Origin of the sequence: Enterococcus sp. DIV2371 (assembly GCF_050498525.1) — a bacterium.
Lineage (GTDB): Bacteria > Bacillota > Bacilli > Lactobacillales > Enterococcaceae > Enterococcus_B > Enterococcus_B mangumiae.
The window spans coordinates 2,696,603-2,718,333 of sequence record NZ_JBIPAJ010000001.1 but is presented as its reverse complement, the minus strand read 5'-3'; the positions used below and the strand labels follow the sequence as shown (position 1 = coordinate 2,718,333).

General features: G+C 42.3%; 24 protein-coding genes. All 24 read left to right on the top strand.

The window, feature by feature from the left end:
• Positions 1–168: 168 nt before the first annotated feature.
• The 24 genes from IGL24_RS12750 to IGL24_RS12635 all read left to right on the top strand — a co-directional run bounded on the left by IGL24_RS12750 (position 169) and on the right by IGL24_RS12635 (position 21,724).
• Positions 169–363, top strand: a complete 195-nt coding sequence (locus IGL24_RS12750; RefSeq protein ID WP_429968477.1) for a hypothetical protein — start codon at positions 169–171, stop codon at positions 361–363.
• A gap of 208 nt (positions 364–571) precedes the next feature.
• Positions 572–781 (top strand): hypothetical protein, encoded by a 210-nt coding sequence (locus tag IGL24_RS12745; RefSeq protein ID WP_429968476.1) that lies wholly within the window; start codon positions 572–574, stop codon positions 779–781.
• 44 nt (positions 782–825) lie between these two features.
• The gene (locus tag IGL24_RS12740; RefSeq protein ID WP_429968475.1) at positions 826–1,149 is read left to right on the top strand and encodes a hypothetical protein; all 324 of its coding nucleotides are present in this window, start codon (positions 826–828) and stop codon (positions 1,147–1,149) included.
• A gap of 79 nt (positions 1,150–1,228) precedes the next feature.
• Positions 1,229–1,531, top strand: coding sequence for a hypothetical protein (locus IGL24_RS12735; protein ID WP_429968474.1), 303 nt, complete (start codon positions 1,229–1,231; stop codon positions 1,529–1,531).
• Between the two features lie 155 nt (positions 1,532–1,686).
• The gene (locus IGL24_RS12730) at positions 1,687–2,157 is read left to right on the top strand and encodes a hypothetical protein (RefSeq protein WP_086316263.1); all 471 of its coding nucleotides are present in this window, start codon (positions 1,687–1,689) and stop codon (positions 2,155–2,157) included.
• Between the two features lie 499 nt (positions 2,158–2,656).
• Positions 2,657–3,367 carry a phage terminase small subunit gene (gene terS, locus IGL24_RS12725; RefSeq protein ID WP_206854818.1) on the top strand — a complete coding sequence of 237 codons (711 nt, stop codon included), beginning with the start codon at positions 2,657–2,659 and terminating at the stop codon, positions 3,365–3,367.
• A 5-nt stretch (positions 3,368–3,372) separates the two neighbouring features.
• Positions 3,373–4,680 (top strand): PBSX family phage terminase large subunit, encoded by a 1,308-nt coding sequence (locus IGL24_RS12720; RefSeq protein ID WP_429968473.1) that lies wholly within the window; start codon positions 3,373–3,375, stop codon positions 4,678–4,680.
• Positions 4,681–4,691: 11 nt separating this feature from the next.
• Positions 4,692–6,257, top strand: coding sequence for a phage portal protein (locus tag IGL24_RS12715; RefSeq protein ID WP_429968472.1), 1,566 nt, complete (start codon positions 4,692–4,694; stop codon positions 6,255–6,257).
• 4 nt (positions 6,258–6,261) lie between these two features.
• A complete protein-coding gene (locus IGL24_RS12710) occupies positions 6,262–7,410 on the top strand; it encodes a phage minor capsid protein (RefSeq protein WP_429968471.1) in 1,149 nt (382 codons plus the stop codon).
• An 81-nt stretch (positions 7,411–7,491) separates the two neighbouring features.
• A complete protein-coding gene (locus tag IGL24_RS12705) occupies positions 7,492–8,091 on the top strand; it encodes a phage scaffolding protein (RefSeq protein ID WP_429968470.1) in 600 nt (199 codons plus the stop codon).
• A 3-nt stretch (positions 8,092–8,094) separates the two neighbouring features.
• Positions 8,095–9,078, top strand: a complete 984-nt coding sequence (locus IGL24_RS12700) for a major capsid protein (RefSeq protein ID WP_429968469.1) — start codon at positions 8,095–8,097, stop codon at positions 9,076–9,078.
• Positions 9,079–9,146: 68 nt separating this feature from the next.
• Positions 9,147–9,251 (top strand): HeH/LEM domain-containing protein, encoded by a 105-nt coding sequence (locus tag IGL24_RS12695; RefSeq protein WP_429968468.1) that lies wholly within the window; start codon positions 9,147–9,149, stop codon positions 9,249–9,251.
• Positions 9,252–9,280: 29 nt separating this feature from the next.
• The gene (locus tag IGL24_RS12690; protein WP_429968467.1) at positions 9,281–9,736 is read left to right on the top strand and encodes a hypothetical protein; all 456 of its coding nucleotides are present in this window, start codon (positions 9,281–9,283) and stop codon (positions 9,734–9,736) included.
• The gene (locus IGL24_RS12685; protein ID WP_206855061.1) at positions 9,733–10,068 is read left to right on the top strand and encodes a putative minor capsid protein; all 336 of its coding nucleotides are present in this window, start codon (positions 9,733–9,735) and stop codon (positions 10,066–10,068) included. Before IGL24_RS12690 ends, IGL24_RS12685 begins: the two co-directional genes overlap by 4 nt.
• Positions 10,068–10,433, top strand: coding sequence for a minor capsid protein (locus IGL24_RS12680; RefSeq protein WP_206855059.1), 366 nt, complete (start codon positions 10,068–10,070; stop codon positions 10,431–10,433). Before IGL24_RS12685 ends, IGL24_RS12680 begins: the two co-directional genes overlap by 1 nt.
• Entirely contained in the window at positions 10,433–10,831 is a 399-nt protein-coding gene (locus tag IGL24_RS12675; protein WP_206855055.1) for a minor capsid protein, read from the top strand. Before IGL24_RS12680 ends, IGL24_RS12675 begins: the two co-directional genes overlap by 1 nt.
• Complete coding sequence (locus IGL24_RS12670) at positions 10,832–11,350, top strand: phage tail tube protein (RefSeq protein ID WP_023520360.1); 519 nt, start codon at positions 10,832–10,834, stop codon at positions 11,348–11,350. It begins immediately after the preceding gene.
• Positions 11,351–11,404: 54 nt separating this feature from the next.
• Complete coding sequence (locus IGL24_RS12665) at positions 11,405–11,785, top strand: hypothetical protein (RefSeq protein ID WP_242543245.1); 381 nt, start codon at positions 11,405–11,407, stop codon at positions 11,783–11,785.
• Between the two features lie 4 nt (positions 11,786–11,789).
• Entirely contained in the window at positions 11,790–12,371 is a 582-nt protein-coding gene (locus tag IGL24_RS12660; RefSeq protein ID WP_206855051.1) for a Gp15 family bacteriophage protein, read from the top strand.
• The gene (locus IGL24_RS12655) at positions 12,358–17,154 is read left to right on the top strand and encodes a tape measure protein (protein WP_429968466.1); all 4,797 of its coding nucleotides are present in this window, start codon (positions 12,358–12,360) and stop codon (positions 17,152–17,154) included. The genes IGL24_RS12660 and IGL24_RS12655 overlap by 14 nt, the downstream gene beginning before the upstream one ends.
• Positions 17,151–17,909 (top strand): phage tail protein, encoded by a 759-nt coding sequence (locus IGL24_RS12650; RefSeq protein WP_301359733.1) that lies wholly within the window; start codon positions 17,151–17,153, stop codon positions 17,907–17,909. Before IGL24_RS12655 ends, IGL24_RS12650 begins: the two co-directional genes overlap by 4 nt.
• Positions 17,906–21,079, top strand: a complete 3,174-nt coding sequence (locus IGL24_RS12645) for a phage tail spike protein (protein WP_429968465.1) — start codon at positions 17,906–17,908, stop codon at positions 21,077–21,079. The genes IGL24_RS12650 and IGL24_RS12645 overlap by 4 nt, the downstream gene beginning before the upstream one ends.
• Positions 21,076–21,516, top strand: coding sequence for a DUF1617 family protein (locus IGL24_RS12640; protein ID WP_207699530.1), 441 nt, complete (start codon positions 21,076–21,078; stop codon positions 21,514–21,516). Before IGL24_RS12645 ends, IGL24_RS12640 begins: the two co-directional genes overlap by 4 nt.
• Positions 21,503–21,724, top strand: coding sequence for a hypothetical protein (locus IGL24_RS12635; protein ID WP_207699531.1), 222 nt, complete (start codon positions 21,503–21,505; stop codon positions 21,722–21,724). Before IGL24_RS12640 ends, IGL24_RS12635 begins: the two co-directional genes overlap by 14 nt.
• Positions 21,725–21,731 lie beyond the last annotated feature (7 nt).

Genomic DNA, 21,731 nt, shown 5'->3' with positions numbered 1-21,731 from the left:
AGAATGCAAAATTCACGTGGACTGATGAAGAGATAGAGCAAGCCCGCTTGCTCTTTTCTCAAGGAGTGAAACCCAGTGTAGTCGCTGAAATAACGGATCAAAAGATTATTGATGTCAGCTTGTTACTGATCCATTTAATCAACTAAAAAATGATTTGAGGTGAACAGGATGATTCAAGTTGCAGGAATACAAACTGGAAAAATTTATTTCACTGGCAAGAACAAAAGCGAAGCGAGTCAGTGGTTGCTGAAAACATTTACCAATAATAAAAAACTAAGAAAGCATTACTCAAATGAATTTTTGAAAGATGATCAAATTATGCCAGAACCGATGATTTTGACTACTAAGGAGGCTAACAAATGAAAGCAAAAGAATAAGTACCAATTCTGCAATTTAATCCAGAAGCGGAAGTTTTAGTATCAACCGTGGGTTATTACGAAAAGACCTATTAGGATGCCGGATATGAAAGAGGGAGCAATCAAGCGGTTGAAAGTGTAAGTCTCAATAAGAAAACTGGGATCATTTATTTAGAAGGTGGAGAAGAGAGAAGAATTTGAAGGAGGTTATACAAGTGGATTTACCAATTAATGAGTGCCCGCATTGTGGCGGAGTGGTATTTTACCGCAAGGATTACATGAGTGGTCCTTCACATTATTTTGCAAGCAACACAATAGAAGTAGAAAACGGATCTATGTATGACAGCGTAAGAGTTACTGAAGGTAAATGGTGGTATTGTGATGATTGCCATAAGAGAGTTTTTGAGAATGAAGACCTTGAGTAATTCCACTATCCACCAAAATAACCAACTGAAGGGAGAAGGATAAATTGGCAAAGAAAGCAATAACTTACTATCATGATTTGATGCATGGTGGAGTGAGAGATGTAGTAATACACAATTCAGGGAAGGAAGCTGTGGACTATCTCGTCAAGAATTGCGGAATGTATTTTTCACTCCCACCTATATGGAAAAAGCAACCAAAATTGACAGGAAAAGGTGCAGTAACAGGTGGCTTCGCATTTCGAAAAATGGTGGCTAGATTCCTTAGCGAAGAAGAAGTGGCAGTCTACCAAAAATATGGAGACGAGACCCATATTAGCCATGAAAACCAAACTTTGATAGAACCGCCAGTCGGCAATCCGACGAAATAGCTGAAAAATATTATATCAACATGTGCAATGTTAATACTTTGCCTATTTCGTAAAAATATGACAATAGGAGGTCAGCACGATGCTGAACATGAAAGTTCTTGATTATCGAATCATTAGTGATGCAAACCAAGTCACTGTAAACAAAGTACGACGAAACGATCAGGAATCGATTTTGATGAATACTGATAAAGACGGCACGCAAAGAGAGTCGCAAGGACTTGTGGGGCATTACAGCAACCTAATGAAAGCTCTCGTAGCCATACAGCGTGACTACGTGCTTGCAGAAGGTACAGATATACAAACAGTCAAGGAATATAAAAAAGCGCTAGAAACGATCACTAGCACGCTAGAAAACAAATTGGAGTTAGGAGAGAAATTTTAAATGGGAAAGACAAAATCCAAAGTGAAAAAGAAAAAACGTCGGCTCCAGCAAAAAGCAGAGGCGAACGGAACCGCAAAAAAGAAATAAAAAAAGCCACTCCCCTGAGGGTAAGTGACCACTGACATGATTATTTTACCATAAAAGGGGTGGCGTTTGTGAGATTTCAGTGGCTTAAAAATTATCAAGACCTAGAAGAGCAAATTCTCTTCATGAAATGGAATCTTAACAAGAGTAGGTTGGAATTAGATCGATGGGTCAACGGTGACTTGGCAAACGTGCGCCTTGAAAAAAATTCAAGATCATCATCGTTGGAAGAAAGCATCAGAATCATAGAGGATGAACTGGAACTGCTCGAAAAAGATAAAATTGAACTGATGGAATTGATTGACTCGTTCAGTGGAGCAGACAATCAGATTGTAAAGTTAAAGTATATCGATGACATGGATGTTTACGATATATCAGATGAGACAGGCTACAGTGTATCTTATATAAGAAAGCGGCATACTGAGATTCGAAAGACATTGTCATTTGTTGATGAGTATGAATCACGGCGAGAGGAACGCTTGAAGAAGCAAGAAGAAATGGACTACTATTCAGCAGACCAAGATCAGTTGAGCTTGTTTTGACATTGCCACAAAATGCGACCTCAAAGCCTGTGTATATTTCTTGATTTAAACGGGTTATAGTAATAGCGTAGAAGAAACGGAGAGCTGGTTTTGGACTACTCACAACAATCCAAAAATCGAAAGGGGGCATAGTCCCCTCGTCGCTTATTCTTCTTAACTTGACTAGAAAGACAGCACAATTTTTTGAAAGAGGTGGATCATCTCATTTCAGAATTCGCTCGTGCTGTCTTTTTGTTTTGGAGGAAATCAATGGAAAAGCTTTGTGAGGATGAAGTAAGATGGATGATCAGAAAATACAAGATAAAGACGCGCAAGCAATACAAGCGGCAATTGTTTTTACAACGTTTGATCAAATCGTATTTTCCGTTTAGAACTATATATACTAGCCCTTCCCTTCGAATGTACGAAATAAACTTGGACGTTACAGAGTCTTTTTATCGGTCTATGCGTAAGGCATAAACCCACAAAACAAACACGATAAGCGAGGTGGTGAGATGAATTGATCGCATGGAATAAAATCAGACAGGAATACGAGAATGAAGATATAAGTTTGAAGGCGCTAGCTGAAAAATATGATCTTAGTCCTTCTACTGTCCGAAGCCGGAAGAATCGAGAAGATTGGCAACGCAACGAAACAGGAAATGTTGCAACGCATCGCAACGCAACGGACGCACCGGGAGGACAACGTAGCAATAAAAATGCGACAGGCAATAGCGGAGGGGCACCACCGAAAGGAAACAAAAATGCCTTCAAGCATGGCCTATTTGCCAAGATCATACCTAAGGAATCCTTAGAGATTGCACAGGAGCTTATAGACAGTGATCCGGCAGATATCCTTTGGAACAACATCATGATCCAATACGCTGCTATTATACGAGCGCAGGAGATCATGTTTGTGACAGATCGGGATGATCTTTCTAAGGAAGAATCAGGATGGACGTCTGGTGACGGTGGCAGCAGTTCTACGATGCAGGTCCAATATGCATGGGACAAACAAGCGAATTTCTTAAAGTCCCAATCAAGAGCAATGATGACCTTGTCGAACCTTATTAAGCAGTTTGTCTCATTAGCTGATGAACAAGACGAACGCCGCAGAAAACTGGATCTCATGGATGCGCAGATTGCTAAACTCAAAGCAACCACACCAGAAGCAGGTGATTCTGACGATGAACCAATTATCATCGTGGATTCTTGGGGTGATGATGAGTGAGTAAGATGTTTAAAAAGTTTAAACAAATCAATCGGCACTTTCAACCGGTTTGGGAGGCAGAAAAACCCTATAATATTTTGAAGGGTGGTCGTAACTCGTTTAAGTCTTCCGTGATTGCCTTGTTGTTAGTTTGGCTTTGGATTCCTTATCTTAATTCAGGGAAGAAAGCAAATATCGTTGTTATTCGTAAGGTAAGTAACACAATTCGCGATTCTGTATTCAATAAGATGCAGTGGGCATTGAAAAAATTTTTCATATTTAAACGGTTTGACACCACGGTCAGTCCTTTCAAAATTGTCCATCGCAAGACTGGAAGTACGATTTATTTCTATGGTCAAGATGACTTCCAAAAGCTCAAATCAAACGATATTAACGATATCATTGCCGTATGGTACGAGGAAGCAGCTGAGTTTAAGAGTGCGGAAGAGTTTGATCAGTCCAATACGACCTTTATGCGGCAAAAGCATGAAGATGCGGATTTTGTTCGATTTTATTGGTCTTATAATCCACCACGCAATCCCTATGAGTGGATCAATGAGTGGGTAGAGGAAAAAGAGACTGATCCGGATTATTTAGTTCATCATTCTAGTTACTTAAATGACACCTTGGGCTTTGTTACTGATCAGATGCTCAAGATGATCAATCGCATCAAAGAAAATGACTACGATTATTATCGCTACCTTTACCTTGGTGAACCTGTGGGTCTTGGCGATAACGTTTATAATATCCATAATTTTAATCCATTGGATGAAGTACCAAGCGACGATTATATCGTGGCTCTTTTTTATGCCCTTGATGGTGGGCACATCAATTCTGCAACGACTTGTTTGTGTTTAGGACTGACCCAGAAAGGGAATGTCATTCTACTGGATACCTATTACTATTCACCTGCAGGTAAGGTCGACAAGTTAGCACCTACACAGCTATCTCGTATCTTGTACAAGTTTATTGATCGCACGTCTAAGATGCCAGTGTGCAATAATGCGCCGATTGTAAACCTAACGATCGATGGCGCTGAGGGCGCTTTGAGAAATCAGTACTACTATGATCATGAAATCAGGTGGAACCCAGTGGCTAAATTAAAAAAAGAAGCCATGATCGACTATGCAACGAACCTATTTTCCCAAGGGCGTTTCTTTTATGTCGACAACGAGAACAACAAAATTTTTGTCGAAGAGCATAAAAAATACCGCTGGGATGAGAAAAAGGTCGCTAAAGGCATCCAAGAAGTTGTCAAAGAAGATGACCACACTTGCGATGCTTTCCAGTACTTCTGCATTGATAATGCCAAAGAATTAGAGTTGATGGTTTAGGAGGTGAGCATTTGAGGATCGTAGACAATATAAAAAAATGGTTAGGAAAGGGGGCGGCTCTTATCAATAAGCAAGAGTTTCAATCTGTATTTGATCATCCTAAGATCGATGCAGATCCGAAAGAGTTTGAGCGTATCGCTGAGAGTTTTCGATATTATCGTGGCGAGTACGGCATCATCAATTACACCAATAGCAAGCAGAACCAGAAGACCCGACGGTTTTCTACGGTCAACATGGCCAAGAAGGTGGCTGCAGAATATGCAAAGGTTTTGTTCAACGAGCAGGCGGAGATCCTTGTCGGTGAAGTGAAGGACGAAAACGGCAAAGAAATTGCGAATCCTTTAAATGACTGGATCCAACATGTTCTTGAGCATAACGATTTCAAGAAGAACCTCAGCCGATACTTAGAGCCTGCAATGGCGTTAGGTGGATTAGCTGTTCGGCCATACTTCAATAAGGATTCACAAGAAATTGAGTTTTCTTGGGCACTTGCTGATGCATTCTATCCATTACGAAGCAATACGAACAAGATTAGTGAGTGCGCAATCCCATTCCGGACTACTGAAACAGTAGGAGATACGACTTACTACTACACCAAGCTAGAATTCCATGAGTGGAAGAACGGTAACTATGTTGTCAGTAACGAACTGTATGAGAGCGAGTCACCGGATATTCTAGGTAAGCAGATCAAACTAAGTAAGCTCTATCCTGAGATGGCCGAACGTGCTGTTTTTTACAACATGTCACGACCACAATTTGCCTATTTAAAACCTGCAGGATTTAACAACATCCATCCATATAGTCCATTAGGATTAGGGGTTTATGATAACTCGAAAAACACACTGGACCGCCTGAATTTAACATTTGACGAGTTCAACATGGAAATCAAGCGTGGTAGACGTCGAATTGCAGTCAGTGAGATGCTGATGAAAGGCAAGGTTGATCATCGGAAGAACGAAATCACTGAATTCTTTGATGACGATGAAGATGTCTTTGTGCCAGTGCCCGGTAGCAAGATGGATGATATGACCATCAAGGACCTGACATCGGACATTAGAACGACCGAATACGTTGCAGCTATCAATCATCATTTGCGTACGTTGGAGATGGAGACTGGTCTTTCTACTGGCACGTTTACTTTTAACGGTGAAGGGATCCGTAGTACAAAAACAGCTACGGAGGTGGTCAGTGAGAACTCACAGACCTACCAATCACGCAACATGCATGAGAAGGAGCTGCGAAAGTTCATTCAAGAGCTGATTATCTCGATTTGTGAGCTGGGAACCAACGTTAAAAATGCTACTGGCCAAAAAGTCTATACCGGAGAAATACCTGCAGCTGAGATCATTGGCGTTGACTTAGATGACGGTGTTTTCCTGAATAAGGATGCCGAAGTAAATCAATTCCTGCGTTTGAGAAACGCTGGCATCATACCGGGGTGGTATGTGTTGGCCAAAACGAAGGACATGCCGGAAGATGTAGCCAAACGTCTTTATGCCGAAGCCTTGAAGGACGAATTCAATATGATGACTAGGAGTGATCTGCCAACAACAGGAATCGATGAATACGAGGAGTGATTGAATGACAATTACGCCAAAGCAATTAGAGATTGAAGCTTCTTACGTTCAAGATGCTTATATGGCGATGGAAGACGAGATTATGAAGCTCCTTGTCCGTCAGTTAAACAAGCCAACTAGAACGCCACTCACAGAAGATAATGCATTTCGATGGAAGCTTGAAAAGATGCAGCAACTAAATTTGTTGAATCAACAATCACTGCAGCAGGTAGTTAGTGAAACAAGTCAGTATTCCTATGATCAGCTACGTAAGATCATCGTGGATATGGGATTTGAAGTTGTTTCGGATCTGGACAAGAATTTGTCTAAACAAACCGGAAAAGAACCGCCACCACGAACGGAGATCGACAATGTGATAGAGTCATATCTTAATCAGCAATGGCGAGATCTAGACAATCATGTCAACCAAACGCTGATCGACACCAATTACCCGAATAATCCACTGGCTAAGATGTATCAGCAAGTCCTTAACGATACTGTGGCCAAAATCATTGGCGGCGCTAAAACGCCACAGCAAGCGCTCAGGGAATCGATCTATGCGATGGTGGAAAAAGGGGTGATGACGACTTTTGTCGATAAGGCAGGGCGTGAATGGAGCCTTGAGCGTTACGTCCGGATGGTTTTGAAAGCCACAACTCACAGAGTCTATCAGGATCTGCGACTTAAGCGAGGGCTCGAGCATGGCATTGTCACTGCCTTAATGAGTAGCCATATGGCTGCACGACCACACTGTGCGCATATCCAAGGTGGGTGGGTCTTGCTTGTCCGCACAGAGGATGCACTAGAAGAGTTGAGGCATATTTCGTCAATCTATGATCATGGCTATGGTGAGCCTGATGGAACCCAAGGAATTAATTGCCGGCATCGATTGTATATCCAAATCTATGATCCGAATCTTGACGTCCATATGAATCAATATGATCCAAAACAAGCGATTGACAATGCGGACCTAGTTGCCAAGCAACGCCGCATGGAAGTCGCTATTCGTCGTGCCAAACGGCAATTGGATGCTGCAACAACGATCGACAACAAAGAAGATATCCAACACTTCAAACAACTGATCAGACGGCGACAAGCATCGTTGAGATCATTTATCAATGAACATGATCAATTGTTGCGTCGAGATTATTCGAGAGAACAAGTTTATTCGTAATACCAGACCTGCACGGATGTCTCAAAAAGACGGACTCACAGTGGTAGTTGCCACTCAAAAAATTCTTAGGAGGAACCAGAAATGAAGAAAGAAGAACTGATCAATTTAGGTATTGATGAAGAAACCGCAAAAAGCGTAATGGCGCTGCACGGAAAGACTGTGACGCAACTGAATGCGCAAGTAGCTACCGCTGAAAGTGAGCGCGACAGTGCCAAGCAGGAGTTGAAGGACAATCAATCGGAATTGGACACGTTGAAAGAGTCTGCAAAAGGCAACAAAGAACTTGAGCAGCAATTTGCGGATTTACAAGCCAAATTTGACGAGTCAAAAGCAAATTCTGAAAAGCAATTAGCTGATCAGCAAAAAGACTTCGCAATTCAATTAGCCCTCAAAGAAGCAGGAGCACAAGACGAGGCTATCGTTCTTGGTTTATTAGACCGTGACACGATCAAAGTTGCCGATGGCAAGCTACAAGGCTTTGAAGAACAAGTCAAAACATTGAAGGAACAAAAATCTTTCTTGTTTCAAGACGATTCAGGAAACAACGATCCCGACTTTGTTTCGTCAGGTAATGCCGGAGGACCATCTAAAAATGGCAGTACGTCAATGAAACAAGAAATGAAGTCAGAGAACTTTAATCTGACAGAATATCTACAAAAACAACAAGAAGGAGAGAAATAGAACATGGCAAATGAAATTACAAAATTATTGGACGTTGTAACCCCGGAAGTCTTCAATGCCTACATGAACAATTTTACTGAAGAAAAATCAGCAATTATCCAGTCAGGTGTTGCTGTAGCAGATCCTACTGTTGCTGCGAATATTACAGCTGGGGGATTATTGGTAAATATGCCTTTCTGGAATGATCTTGATGGTGAAGAAGAAACATTAGGTGATGGCGATAAGGCGCTTAAAACAGGAAAAATCACTGCATCTGCAGATATTGCGGCAGTTATGTATCGTGGTCGTGGATGGTCAGTGAATGAGTTGGCAGCTGTTGTTTCTGGAGATGACCCTCTGGGGGCTTTAATGGGAAAAATTGCTTCTTGGTGGATGCGTCGAGAACAAGCAGTTCTTATTTCCGTTTTGAATGGCTTGTTTGCAGAAAATGGCGCATTGGCAAGTACTCACTTATTGGCAAAACCTACAGAAGGCATCTCACCTGAGTTGGTCTTAGATGCGAAACAACTTTTAGGTGATTCGGCTGATCGATTAAGTATGATCGTTATGCATTCAGCTGTTTATACAACATTGCAAAAGCAAAACCTGATTGCATTTATCCCGAATGCGCGCGGCGAAGTCAACATTCCAACTTACTTAGGGTATCGAGTAGTTGTTGACGATGGTGTTCCATCACAAGGATCAGGAGCTACGAAAGTTTATACTTCTTATTTATTTGCTTCTGGATCAATTGGTCGTAATACAGGGAACCCAAGCAAGCTAACGACGTTTGAAACAGCTCGGGTCGCAAATAAAGGAAATGACGAAGTCTATACTCGTCGAGCATTTACGATGCATCCTTATGGTGTCAAGTTTACAAATACCGAGCGTGAAGAAGGTGAAATTACGCCTACAAACAACGATTTATCTGATCCAACTAACTGGAAAAAAGTTTATGAAGACAAACAAATCGGTATCATCGGTATCCAGCACGTATTGTCAAAGTAACGCCCCCTGAAGGACCGGGGGAGCCTGATGAAAATGAGGTAGAGGGTCAGTCGTTGGTTATCGATGATATGAAGGTCGATGAGCTTAAAGCCGAGTTGGATCGCCTCGGAATCGAGTATCTATCTACTGTCAAAAAATCAGAATTAATTAAGTTGTTAAAAGAGAGTGAATAACCACTCTCTTTTTTCATGGAGGTGAAACCGTGGAACGAATAAGACGTAAGCCGTTGAATGAAATCTTTGACGATCAGGAAAGCATCGAGCCATGTGGCTACTTGTCTCTTAAAGAGTACAAGCGACTCGTGGATCGTGACACGGAACTGACTGAAAAAGACTTCCGAAAGCTTCTGAGAAAAGCCAGTGCATTGTTGGACATCCAAACGAGACGGTTCTATCAACGCAACGATCTTGAATTAGATATTCCGATGCGCCGCAATGCCTTTAAGTTGGCTGTTGCTTACCAGATTGAGTACATGCATGAGGCTGAGGCCACTACAACGTTTGGAATGCAAGAGCCTGATAGTTGGTCCATTGGGCGGATGAGCGTTTCTAAAGGTAAAGGTGGTTCGTCATCGACAAACGAAGTATCTCTGCTTTCTGGGGACGCTATGCTGCAGTTATCTGGCACAGGCCTGTTATATCGTGGGGTGAGTCGATGAGAATGCCACCAAAACGTTTTTTCCCTCATGCAATGATCTATCGGAAGAAAATTGGTGTAACCCCAAGAGGTGAGCCTATTCTTGAGGATGAGCTTGTCATTGAGCATGTCCGCTTTGATGACACAGTCAAGTTTGAGCCGAGGGATGTCGATGGGAAAGTACAAACGCCCAATGCATTGATTTCTATGGTGAAGAAATACACTGGACCATTACCAGAATTTTCAGTTGCAGACCAAATTGAGATCTTTGGCAAACATTACACTATCGCAAAAGTTGTACCGCTGAATGCTGATTCACCTGATCCTTTCGGCTATGAAATTGAGGTGGTCTGATGAGTGGGATCAAGATTGACATTGATCTAGGTGGTGTCCGATCAAAGCTTAGTGAAGATAACTTGGGGCTTGGTCAGTTGAACATGGCCAACCGGATGCTACAAACCATGAACGAAAATGTGGTGCCATGGGACACGATGCATTTGCGTGACACTGGCCAAGTATCTGGTCGGGGAAGTCAGCTGATATTTGATGCGCCATATGCAGGTCCGCAGTATTATGGCGGCCGAAAGCATCCAGTAACTGGTGTATGGATCCCATTTGTCAATAAGCAGCCCGGAACCGGTCCATTTTGGGATGAAGCAGCGAAACCCTTATTCATGAGTGATTGGTTACAGGCATTTAAGATTGGAGCGAAACTATAATGGATTTTATAGATCGGCTACAGGAAGTAGCCAGTAAAATCGATGTGCCGGTGATTATCCAAGCCATCGATCAGGAGGAGTCAATTCGGTTGGTACCACTACCGGGAGGCCGAACAGTCAAATCGTACATGAATGGGGACAAGGTCAAGGAATTGCCGTTTGAATTTCGGTTCAAGACCCAAAACTTTTCTGGCGACCGTGTCATCTATCAGCTTTCTGAGATTTTAGAAAATGTGAAATCTATCCCATCTGAAGATGGTTCTTATCAATTCATGGCTTTGACAATTTCCAATGAACCCTTTTTGCTTGGTCAAGACGATAAAAAGTTCTTCTATTATCGATTAGTCGTCCAAGCAAAACTCTATTTTAAAAATAAACCACAGGAGAGTGAAGACTAAATGAAAAATGTAAACAGTGAACGTGGTCATTTTATTGCGCCATTTACGAATATCGCTACACCACCAACAGAAGCTGCGTGGGTAGAATTGGCAGATGGAATTGAAGACATTTCTGATGCGACAACGGAAACAACAGAGGAAAAAGCTTACTACAACGGCGTGAAAACAAACATGGTCAATAGTGTATCTGGAGCTTATAACGTATCTGGTGACTATGATTCTGAAGATAAAGCACAAAAAATTATTGCAGACATGAAGTATAAAACCGGCATTGGTCGTAAAGTTTGGCATCGTGTTGTCAGTGCTGACAAGACAAAACAATGGACTGGACATGCGACAGTGACGGACATTGTGGCTGGATCTGGTGCAGCGGATGCAACGGAAGATTTTTCTTGTACAATTACCTTCGATGCAACACCGACGGAAGGTGTTCCGGGATCCGGTGGTAATAACGCAGATGTGTCTTTGAATTCTGCACCAACAAACACTAAAGCAAACAAGAAAGAAGAGACTAAGTAAGAGGAGCGATTATCGCTTCTCTTTTTTATATACCAACGAATGGAGGAAACAAACATGGTAAAAATCCAAGTGAAAAAAACACAACTACCAATTGAGATTGGCGAACACACATTTTATATTGATACATCCGAAAAAGGAGCAGAAGCCTTTTGGAAATTAGTTTCAAATTATGCGACAAAGTCTGCAAAGATCACTGAAAAACTGGAAAAAGAGATGATCAAACCGGAAACAGCTGACAGGAAGGCGCATGAAGAATTAGAAAAAGTGATGGATCAGCTTTTAGGAGATGGCGCATTTAACAAGTTGTTTAAGCTTTCGCCTGACTACACATTGATCTCTGAGTACTACATGGAGATTTGTTCCGCAGTAGGAGAAGAGCTTGGCGGACGAAAAAAACAATTCTTCGATAAAATGCAGCGTTACTTAGAAGGATAGAGCAATGAAACTACAGTATCGATTAGAAGACACGGTGGAAATCGAAGGCGTTAGTTATCCGATCGATCTTTCTTTCGATACGGTGCTACGTCTTTTTGACTTGTTAAAGGATCCGATTTTGACGGAACCAGAAAAAATTGTTCTGGGTTTACAGCTTTTATTAGGTGTTTCGTTTTTGTATGACATTGAAACACAAAATACGATTTTTTTATCAATCTTGGAAACTTTTGATATTTGGGAAAAACCAAAGCCACGTTATGACAAGAAGGGCAACCAATTAAAACCAAAAATGAAAGAGATTGCGGACCAGCATTTTTCTTTTGATTATGATGCGCCAAATATTTACGCAGCATTTTATCAATCATACGGTATCGATCTATTTGAGGAACGAGGGAAGATGCGATGGGAGAAGTTTATTGCCTTGTTTGGAGGATTACCAGATGAAACTAGGTTTAGACAGATCGTGTCGATAAGGACGAGGAAAATGCCAACAGGAAAAGGAAATAAAGAAGCAAAAGATGAACTAAGAAAATTGAAGAAACTCTATGCACTACCGAAAGAAGGTGAAGAAGATGAGTCGAAGTGATGGTAAGGTAACGATCGACATAATCGTCAACGGCAAACAGGTCACGAAAGAAATTGACACGGTCGAACAAGGCTTTTCCAGACTGGGTAAAAATGCCGATGATGTCATGAAAAAAGTCGGGTCTGACATGGGTGCGAATACTGAATCAGGAGCAAAATCGGCAAATCAAGCAGTAGATTCTGTCGAAAAGACCGTATCAGGTTTAGGAAAGACGACCGAATCTGCAACAGCTAAAGCTGGTAAGTCAATCGGTGATAACTTTGATACAGGTGCCAAGGATGCCAATCAGGCCAATGAAAGTGTCGTTAAATCAGTCACAAGCTTGGTTTCTTCTGTGGAATCTTCTGCACCAACAATGGGGCGTAGTATTAGTGAAACTTTTCTAAGTGCTGCTAAGGATTCTGAAACTTCTACAGATTCTATTACGAAATCTGTGAATCAAATGGTACCGCAAGTCGATTTATCAGCCACAAAAGCCGGGAAAAGCATTGCTGAAAATTTTGATTCCGGAGCGAAATCATCAATTGCAGCTCTTGATAGCGTTGGTAAATCAGGAAGTTCGTTACTAAATAGTGTGGAGAGTTTTTCTAACAAATCAGGTCGAGCAATTGCTGAATCGTTTGAATCTGGCGCTAAACAAGCCAATAATGCCACGGAAAGTATTGGGAAAACAGCTTCGAAAATGGTACCGCCTGTGGAACTGTCTGCTACCAAAGCCGGGAAAAGCATTTCAGAAAGTATTGAAGCCGGAGCCAAACATGGATCAAGTGCATTAGGATCTGCCGTTGATGCTATGAAGGGGCATTTATTGGCCCTACAAGAGTACGCAGATACCACTGGGAGTAAGTTAGGTGATTCTTTTGAGAAGCCTAATCCTAGTGCCAATCTGTTAACTGGTAGTGTTGGGAAATTAAGCGCAGCGATGTTGATCACAAAAGGAGCAACTACAGCACTAACGATGGCTAAAGGTTCATTAGATGGTGCATTTGGTCGTATTGATACTTTGAATAACTTTGAAAATACGATGACTCGATTAACTGGTAGCTCAGAAGAAGCCGCTGCAGGGATGGAAGGCGTTCGAGATGTCGTTGTTGGTACAAACTACATGCTTGATAGTGCGGCACAGACCGTTCAACGTTTAGTTATGCAAAATGGTTCATTAGAACAATCGACGAAAAGTTATCAAATCTGGGGTGATGCAGTTGCCATGTATGGTGATGGCGCTGCAGAAACAATGGATAATGTGATGGATGCCATGATCCAGATGCGAGCCACCGGTACCGTAAACATGGCTCAAATGGATCGGATGGTCCGTCGTGGTGTTGATCCTTGGAAAATCTATGAAGATGCAACTGGCATGAGTATGCAGAGTATTCGAGATGCGTTGCGTGATGGCGAAATTAGTGCCAATGAGTTTTTTGATACGGTTGAACAGGCGATGCGTGATGGTGGGAATGAATTCACCTCGGTTTCTGGGATGGCTCAACAAGCTGGGGATACTTGGGCAGGGTCGTTTGCCAATATGGCTACTGCAACAAGTCGAGGAACAGCAAACATTATCGCATCTATGGACGAGGCATTTGGCAAAACTCGCTTTGGCTCAATGAAAGAAAATATTCAAGGGTTTGGTAAAACTTTTGAAGGGGCGTTGAATAGTATCGCTGGTGTCATCCCTCCGGTTGTTTCGGCTATTGATATGATGGCTGGTGGGGTTATTGCTGTGAAAGACGCAGCTGTGACGGCAGCGCCTGTAATTATCGGATTAGGAACTGCATTTGGTGGACTACTGATTGTACAGAAAGCAGCAGTTGCTACAGCATCTTATGTTCAGATGTTGAAATACCTGACCGGTGCAACTTCTGGTGCGACGATGGCTAAAAAAGTTGATGCAGTTGCTACAAAACTGGGAATCAGTCTCAACTTACAGAACGCCACCACCACTAAAGCGGTTGTCGCAGCAAACATTTCCAATGCAGCTTCACTAAAAGGGGCAGCAGCTGCCCAAAAAACCTATGCGATTGCTGCTGGTGCTTCTGCAGTAGCGAAGAAAGCATTAGCGGCTGCTAGTATTCTGTTAAATCCTGTGGTCGCAGGCACTGCGGTTGCACTTGGTTTAGCTGGAGTTGCGGCCGCAAAAATGGGCATAGATTTCTTTGCAGCTCGTAAAAAAGCCAAAGAATTAGCTAGTGAATTAGATGGATTAAAAGGCGATCTTGATAGCGTAGAAAAGTCAACCCAGTCCAGTGCAAAAGAATTTGAATCACAAGCTAAAGTGATCGAGTCGAATACAGAAAGAAACAAGGATCTAGCAGCTGAATTACAAAGGCTTTCAGCAATTGAAGATAAATCGGCTGCGGATAAAAAATTGATGGCTGATACAGTTGATGAACTGAATAATTCAGTGACTGGTCTAAATCTCTCTTACGACGAAGAAACAGGCCTGCTTAATGCAACCACAGAAGAAATAAACAAACGGATTGAAGCTTCTAAAGGAATGGAAGAAGTCAATCGGCTAACCGAACGACAAAAGACGTTGAATCAAGAAGCTGCAGACATTGAATCCTCATTAACTGAAGTAGCCAAAGAACGTATGAGATTGGAGCAAGAAGCCTCAGAATCTGGCGTTGATGGAAAGAAAAAAGTCAAAGAATCACTGGAAGGACTATCCCAGAAGGAAGATGAACTTCAAGGTTTACTTGTTGAAAATCAATCCGAACGAAATCAATTGTACGCGGAGGAGCAAGAGAAAAGACGAGCAGTCGCAGAGACAGTCTCAGAAGCTAATTCACAGATGATTACTTCATGGAATGTTCTATCTGATGCACAACAAGCTGCCTTGGAATCTATGAATAGCATGTACAAAAAGCTGGTAGAAGAATCAGGAAATGCTTTTAAGCAGATTGAACAACAAGAAGCGATAAGCTTGGATCAAATGAAGGAAAATCTACAAAAAAATGCTGAAGCTATGAGAACGTGGTCGACCAATGTTGCCATTTTGGCGAAGGCCGGTGTAGATGATGGCATTATTATGCAACTTGAAAAGCTAGGTCCGGCGGGTGCGCTTCAAACACAGCAAATGGTTGATGAGATGGGACTGAATCTTGGTTCATTAGCGGAGTTAGGTGGAGAACATACAAAAAGCCTTCTGGAACAAATGGGTCTTCATATGGAGGACCTACCAAAAATGTCAGCTGAACAATCGGCGTGGTTTGTTGAAAATTTAGATCTTGAATTAGGTAAATTACCAGAAACAGCACAACAGCACATTAGTGATTTAAATGGGACTGCGGATGCGACGATGAAGCAAGCGATGGCGAGTATGGCAAATATTGTTGGTGAAGAAACGGAGACTGTTTCTGAAAAGTTTGGATTAGTTCCAGAAAAAAGTGAGGCATCTTTACGCAGAGGAACAGAGGGGCAAGACTTTGCACAGTGGGGACGTCAACCTGTCGAAGAAATTGGGGATGGGATGGTAGAAGCAACCCCCAAAGTAGAGGAAGCAGCAAAGGAAGTTGCTCAAACGCCAGAGAGAGTGATGGGCCCTCACCTAGAACAAACGGACTACGCCGCAATGGGTGTAGCACCACCAACAAAATTTGGACAAGGAATTTTAGATAATATTACTTCAGTAGAAGAAGCTTCTAAAGAAGTAGCTAATGTTCCGGAACAAACGATTAGAGAAACCGTGGGGATCGATAAATATATTTCTCTGGGGCATCCTGTTGGTGAAGGCACAAGTCAAGGTGTACGTGAAGGAAAACCACAAGTAGAATCTGCAGCAAAAGAGATTGCGATGGTTCCAGAAAATATTTTAAACAACGAAATGACTGCTAGTAACTACAATAAAAATGGTCAAGATGTTGGTGCCGGATCTGCCAAAGGAATAACGGATAGTCAAGGAGCTGTCCAAAAAGCAGCAAAAGAAATTGCACTAGTACCAGGGAATGAAATTTCCACACACATGAATCAACAAGAATACCAAAAACATGGAGAAAAGGTAGGTAAAGGCACAAGTCAAGGTATAGCTGATGCCGCTCCTCAGGCAGTTTCTGAAATCAATAAAATGACGGAAGAGATGGTCAGAGCGTCCAATGAGGGATCTAAAAAAATGCAGGAAGTTTTTGAAAAACTGACTAAGGAAATAGATAAAACTTTACAAAGTCTTCCTAAGATTGCCACAGCAGCTATGCGTGAATCAAATCAGGCCTATCGTGATGGGATGCAGGGTGCAAATGACATTATCCGTGAGGGTGCACAACAGATGCCTAATCAAATGAATCATCTACCTGATCAGTTTTATCGCATTGGTCAAAACTCTATGATCGGTTTAAACAATGGATTAATTGCCGGGCAAGCTCAAGTTCTTAGCACTGCAGCTTCCATCGCTAATCAAGTGGCACAAACGATGCAACGAGCTTTAGATATCAATTCACCATCCAAAGTGATGGAGATGGATGTGGGACGGTGGATCCCTGCCGGAGTTGGTGAAGGGATTGAGCGATTCAAGCATTTAGCGTTAGATGCCATTGAGGATTTAGGTGCCCAGCTTGTCTTGCCGAATATTCAAGCTGAGTCGGTGGCGATTGCCGGTAATGCTGGGTTTGGATTGTCGTTACCAGCAGTTAAGAGCGAGACAAAAACCACCACCCAAACGATCCATAATACACCGCATATCGATATTCATTTTGATGAGATTACAATCAATGACAAATTAGATATTGCTGAATTGTCGGAATTACTCGCAGAACACACGGCAGATGAAATGAGGAGGAGATTAGAGTGAAAGCTGTACAACCCTATTTTGAATTTAATGGCCATAAGTCGATTGACAAGAACCTCTATCTCCTGAATGAGATGGAGTTGACGATTCCTGAATCAGATTTGCGATTTGATGAGGTCGATGGTCGACAAGGGGCAATCATTTACGACAATGAACGAGAAAAAGATATCATCAAAACATTTCCGATGGAATTAAGGAAAGAAGCAGACAAGTCGCTTTTCCAGCAAGTCAGAGAAATTACGCACTGGCTGAAGGAACCAAAGCGATACAGTCGGCTTCTTTTTTCTGAGGATTCGGAATACTTCTACGAAGGCATCTTTCATTCGCAAGTTCGAATTCTCGATCGCTGGCGTGATCATTTTGACTTAGCGTTGCCTTTTCAGTGCAAGCCAGTAATGTATCGGTTGGATGGTCAAACAGCTGTTTCCGTTTTATCCGGACGTACACTAGACAATCCTGAATCGATTCCATCACTGCCGATAATCCAATTTCGATACAGTGGGACGGCAGATGCGTCCCTGACCATCAATGGTCGGCAGTTTCGAATTCTGAGAGCTGCCGGTGCTGGCATGATTACGATCGATAGTGAGTTAGGGACAGCGTATCGTGATGGCACAGTCAATATATCAAGTGCGATCTTGATGCAAAACGATGGGTACCATGTTCCGCAGCTGCGACCAGGAACTAATACCATTTCATTCACTACACAAATCACACAGGTAACAATTACACCAAGATGGAGGTCGATTGCGATATGAGTGTGCCAATTCTTTACAATGAATCGAATAACGATTACAGCACGCTCGGTCTAGGGTTATTGAATGAAGCAAGCAGCGTATTGGCTGTAAGACATAGAAATCAATTTCCATATCTAACCTTTAATTATCCAATCAACGGACAGTTATTTTCTCAGTTGAAAAAAGGGAAGAAAGTAGTAGTTGATGTTGGTCCGGGTACTCGATCGAAGCGACAACGATTTGAAATCACTAAGATTACTAAACCTCAACACGGCATTATTTCTATTAAATGTGATCATATTTCACTTTTAACCGAAAAAACAGCACTAAACAAAGGACAGAAGCACACCGCCATTTCGGCGCAAGAAGCGTTGAATCAGTGGCGCGCTCTTTTAGTTCCTCAGCGTGATTTTAGCGTGTTTACGGATCTGACGACGGTCACCGCGATGGACTTTTCCGAAGTTGGCCATTTCGAAAGTGCCGCCGATGCCTTGGGCGGAAAGGAAGGTTCGATACTTCAAAATTACAACGGTGAATATATTTTCGACAACAACGAAATTCGTTTGATGCGAAATGGTGGAAGAGACACCGGTGTTGTCATAGCTTATGGCAAGAACTTGGTGGATCTCGTGCAAGAAGAATCAATCGAAAGTACCTACACATCAATTCGACCTTATGCTCGAGCAAATGAAGAAGGTGCCAGTGAGTTAGTTCTTCCGGAAGTCATTCTAGATAGTTCTCATGTCGACAAGTTTCCGGAACGTCGGGTACAGACAGTGGATCTCAGTAGCCGTAATCCTCAAACGGTCGCAGAGTTACGCCAGTTCGCTCAGTACTATATTTCTAGCAATCAGGTCGGGTTGCCTCGTGTAAATCTGAAAGTGAAGTTTGCGGATCTGTACAGTGCGACTGGTGAGGAACAACATCGGCTGCTCGAGCAATTGGAGCTGTATGACACCGTCACCGTGGCTTTTAACAAGCTAGGTGTCAACGTCAATGCGAAGATCAATCAGACGGTTTGGAACGTGCTGTTAGATAAATACGAATCGATTGAGATTGGCGATTCAAGAGCGACATTGGGGTCCAATCAAAAAGAACAGGATCGCGATCATGAGGAACAGATCAATCGCCCCCCCATTATTGGCCCTGGAAACATAGCCAACGTTAGACCTGGCACAATTACAAATCTTGTTGCTTATGGTGGTTTTAGCCAAGTTCTTCTGCATTGGGATATGCAGGGACTGACCGTTCGAGAATATGAAATTTACGGCTCTCAAGAAAAAGGGTTTATTCCGGGACCAAGCAATCTGTTGGGGACTACAAATGTGAATGCCTATACCCATGGAACAGAAACCAAATTGCAATGGTACTACCGTGTTCGGGCAGTTAATCACCACGGTGTCGCTGGCAACTTCAGCGAGGAAGTTTTTGGGCAGACTGCCAATACGAAGGAACTAGATGAACTAGAAGGAATCTTGGACGATTTAAATGATCGGATTCTTCCGGAACTGGATGAACGTCTGACAGAGAACGATCAGCTTCTTTATGATTTAAAGCAGAACATTTTGCCGGATCTTGAAGGCCGGTTAAAAGAGCTTGAAGTTGAAATGGACATACTCACCACCGTTAAGTTGCCGGGACTTGAGCAGAAACTGATTGACAACGAGCTAGCTTTGAATGAATTGAACAATATTTCGTTACCTCTACTGGATGATCGCTTGAAGTCCGCCGAACAAAATTTCCTTGATGCACAAAAGCGAATCGATGATGCAATGTCTGATATTCGAGAGGTTGAGGATCTTCTTTCTGATTGGCAGTGGCAGGACACAGTCGAGATTGATGGTGGCAAGATTCGAGCAAACACGATCCAAGCCTTGTCGATTGTTGCTGGAACTATCACCACCACACAAATTAGAGCAGGGAGTATTGTCGGGAATGATTTAGCCATAAATACAATCACAGCCAGAGAAATCAACGCTCAAACAATCACTGCGAACGAGATTGCGACCAATGCGATTATCACAAGGCACATATCCACGAATGCGGTCACTGCGAATGAGATTGCCGCACGAACCATCACAGCAACGGAAATTGCGGCAGGAACGATCACAGGGACACAGATTGCGGCAGATACCATTCGAGGAAGCCATATCTTTGCTGGAACAATTACAGCAACAGAGATTTCTTCCGGAGCTATCACTGCAGTGAAAATTGCTTCTAATGCAGTGACAACAGTGAAGTTAGATGCTGAAGCTGTCACAGCTGCAAAGATTGCAGCAAACACGATCACAGCCGCTCAGATTGCAGCGAATACAATAACTGCAAACCAAATAGCCACAAATGCCATCACTGCTGATCGGATTGCTTCAAATGCCATTATCGCTCGTCACATTACCGGTAGCACAATTACTGCGGATAAATTGGCCAGTGGATCGGTAACAACCGCCAAACTTGCAGCAGGTGCAGTCACAGCCACGACGATTGCAGCACGAGCTGTTTCGGCAGATAAGTTAGCTACTAATGCCATTCAAGTAGGGTTCAACTCAATGGGAAACACCTTGCGTTTGACACCAACCACCTTGACCTTTAATCGATCTGCGAATATCCGCTTTATGGAACTGACTGGTACTTCTTTACAATTCTACAATACTGCAACTTCGAATATTGGTGGGTTTGAACGAAGTACAACTTCTGCTGGAAACCCTTGTGTTGCCTATCATGCTAGAAACAGCGCAAGCTTAATTCTAGGGCGCGGAACAAATACAGGAGGAATAATCCTTCTTGAAATCAGAGCAAATAGTGGGATCATTCAAATGTTTGGTAATTTGAACATGAATGGTTGGTCGATCACCAATCAATCTGATATCCGTCTTAAAGAAAATATCGAAGATACGATCGTCAATGGCATTCAAGAAACAAAACGGATTCACATGGTTGATTTTGAGTGGAAACAGGGTTATCGAAATCAGAGTTCCAAGGTCAATATTCCGAGTGGGAAGCAGTTCGGAATGATTGCACAAGATGTTCCGTTTCTTCAAGCACCTATCGAAGAGGATGATCATTATTTGAGAATCGACATGAACAAACAGGTAAATCTGAATACGAAAACGAATCAAGAATTGATTGCGATTGTTGAGGACCAGGAACGACGCATTCAAAAATTAGAACAAAGAATGGGGAAAACAGCATGAGAATTACTCTTAAAAATGAAGAACTAAACGCAGCAATACGCTTTTTAACGAATATGAAAATTGAAGGGACAAGGAAAAATCGGCAACGTTCAAAACTTAAAAATGCGCTATTAGATGCTGCAAAGGAACTGCATGAATCACAGATGGAGCTTTTTGAAAAATATGGACAAAAAGACGCTTCAGGAAAGCTGATTCTCAATGAAACACAAACAGGCTATGAGTTAAAAAAAGAAACTAGACAAGAATATGTCAAAGAAATGAATATTTTATTGGCAGAGGTAGTTGTCATTGATGGCGGAGTAAATGCCAAACTAATTGAAGCATTTGGCGAAACATTAGCCAATTATGAAGGTGTATTATCTGGTGAAGATGCAGAAATTTGTGACCGGCTAATGGATGAATTTGAAAAGGAGGAGAATCAACATGTTAACGACTAAAACAAGCAGCACATTTGCAGGACAGGTCATGATCGATGAAAAAATGGTTGTCTACCTCTCTGCGTCGATTGATGGAGATCAAGACGTTTCAACCTCATCTAGTATCAGTATTCAAGATCCTGAGTTATACCAAAAAAACAAAAAAACTTGCCGTGAAGGAATTCAAGAATTTTTGAAAGAACTGTGGGCGTTAGAAGACAAAGTTTGAAGGAGGA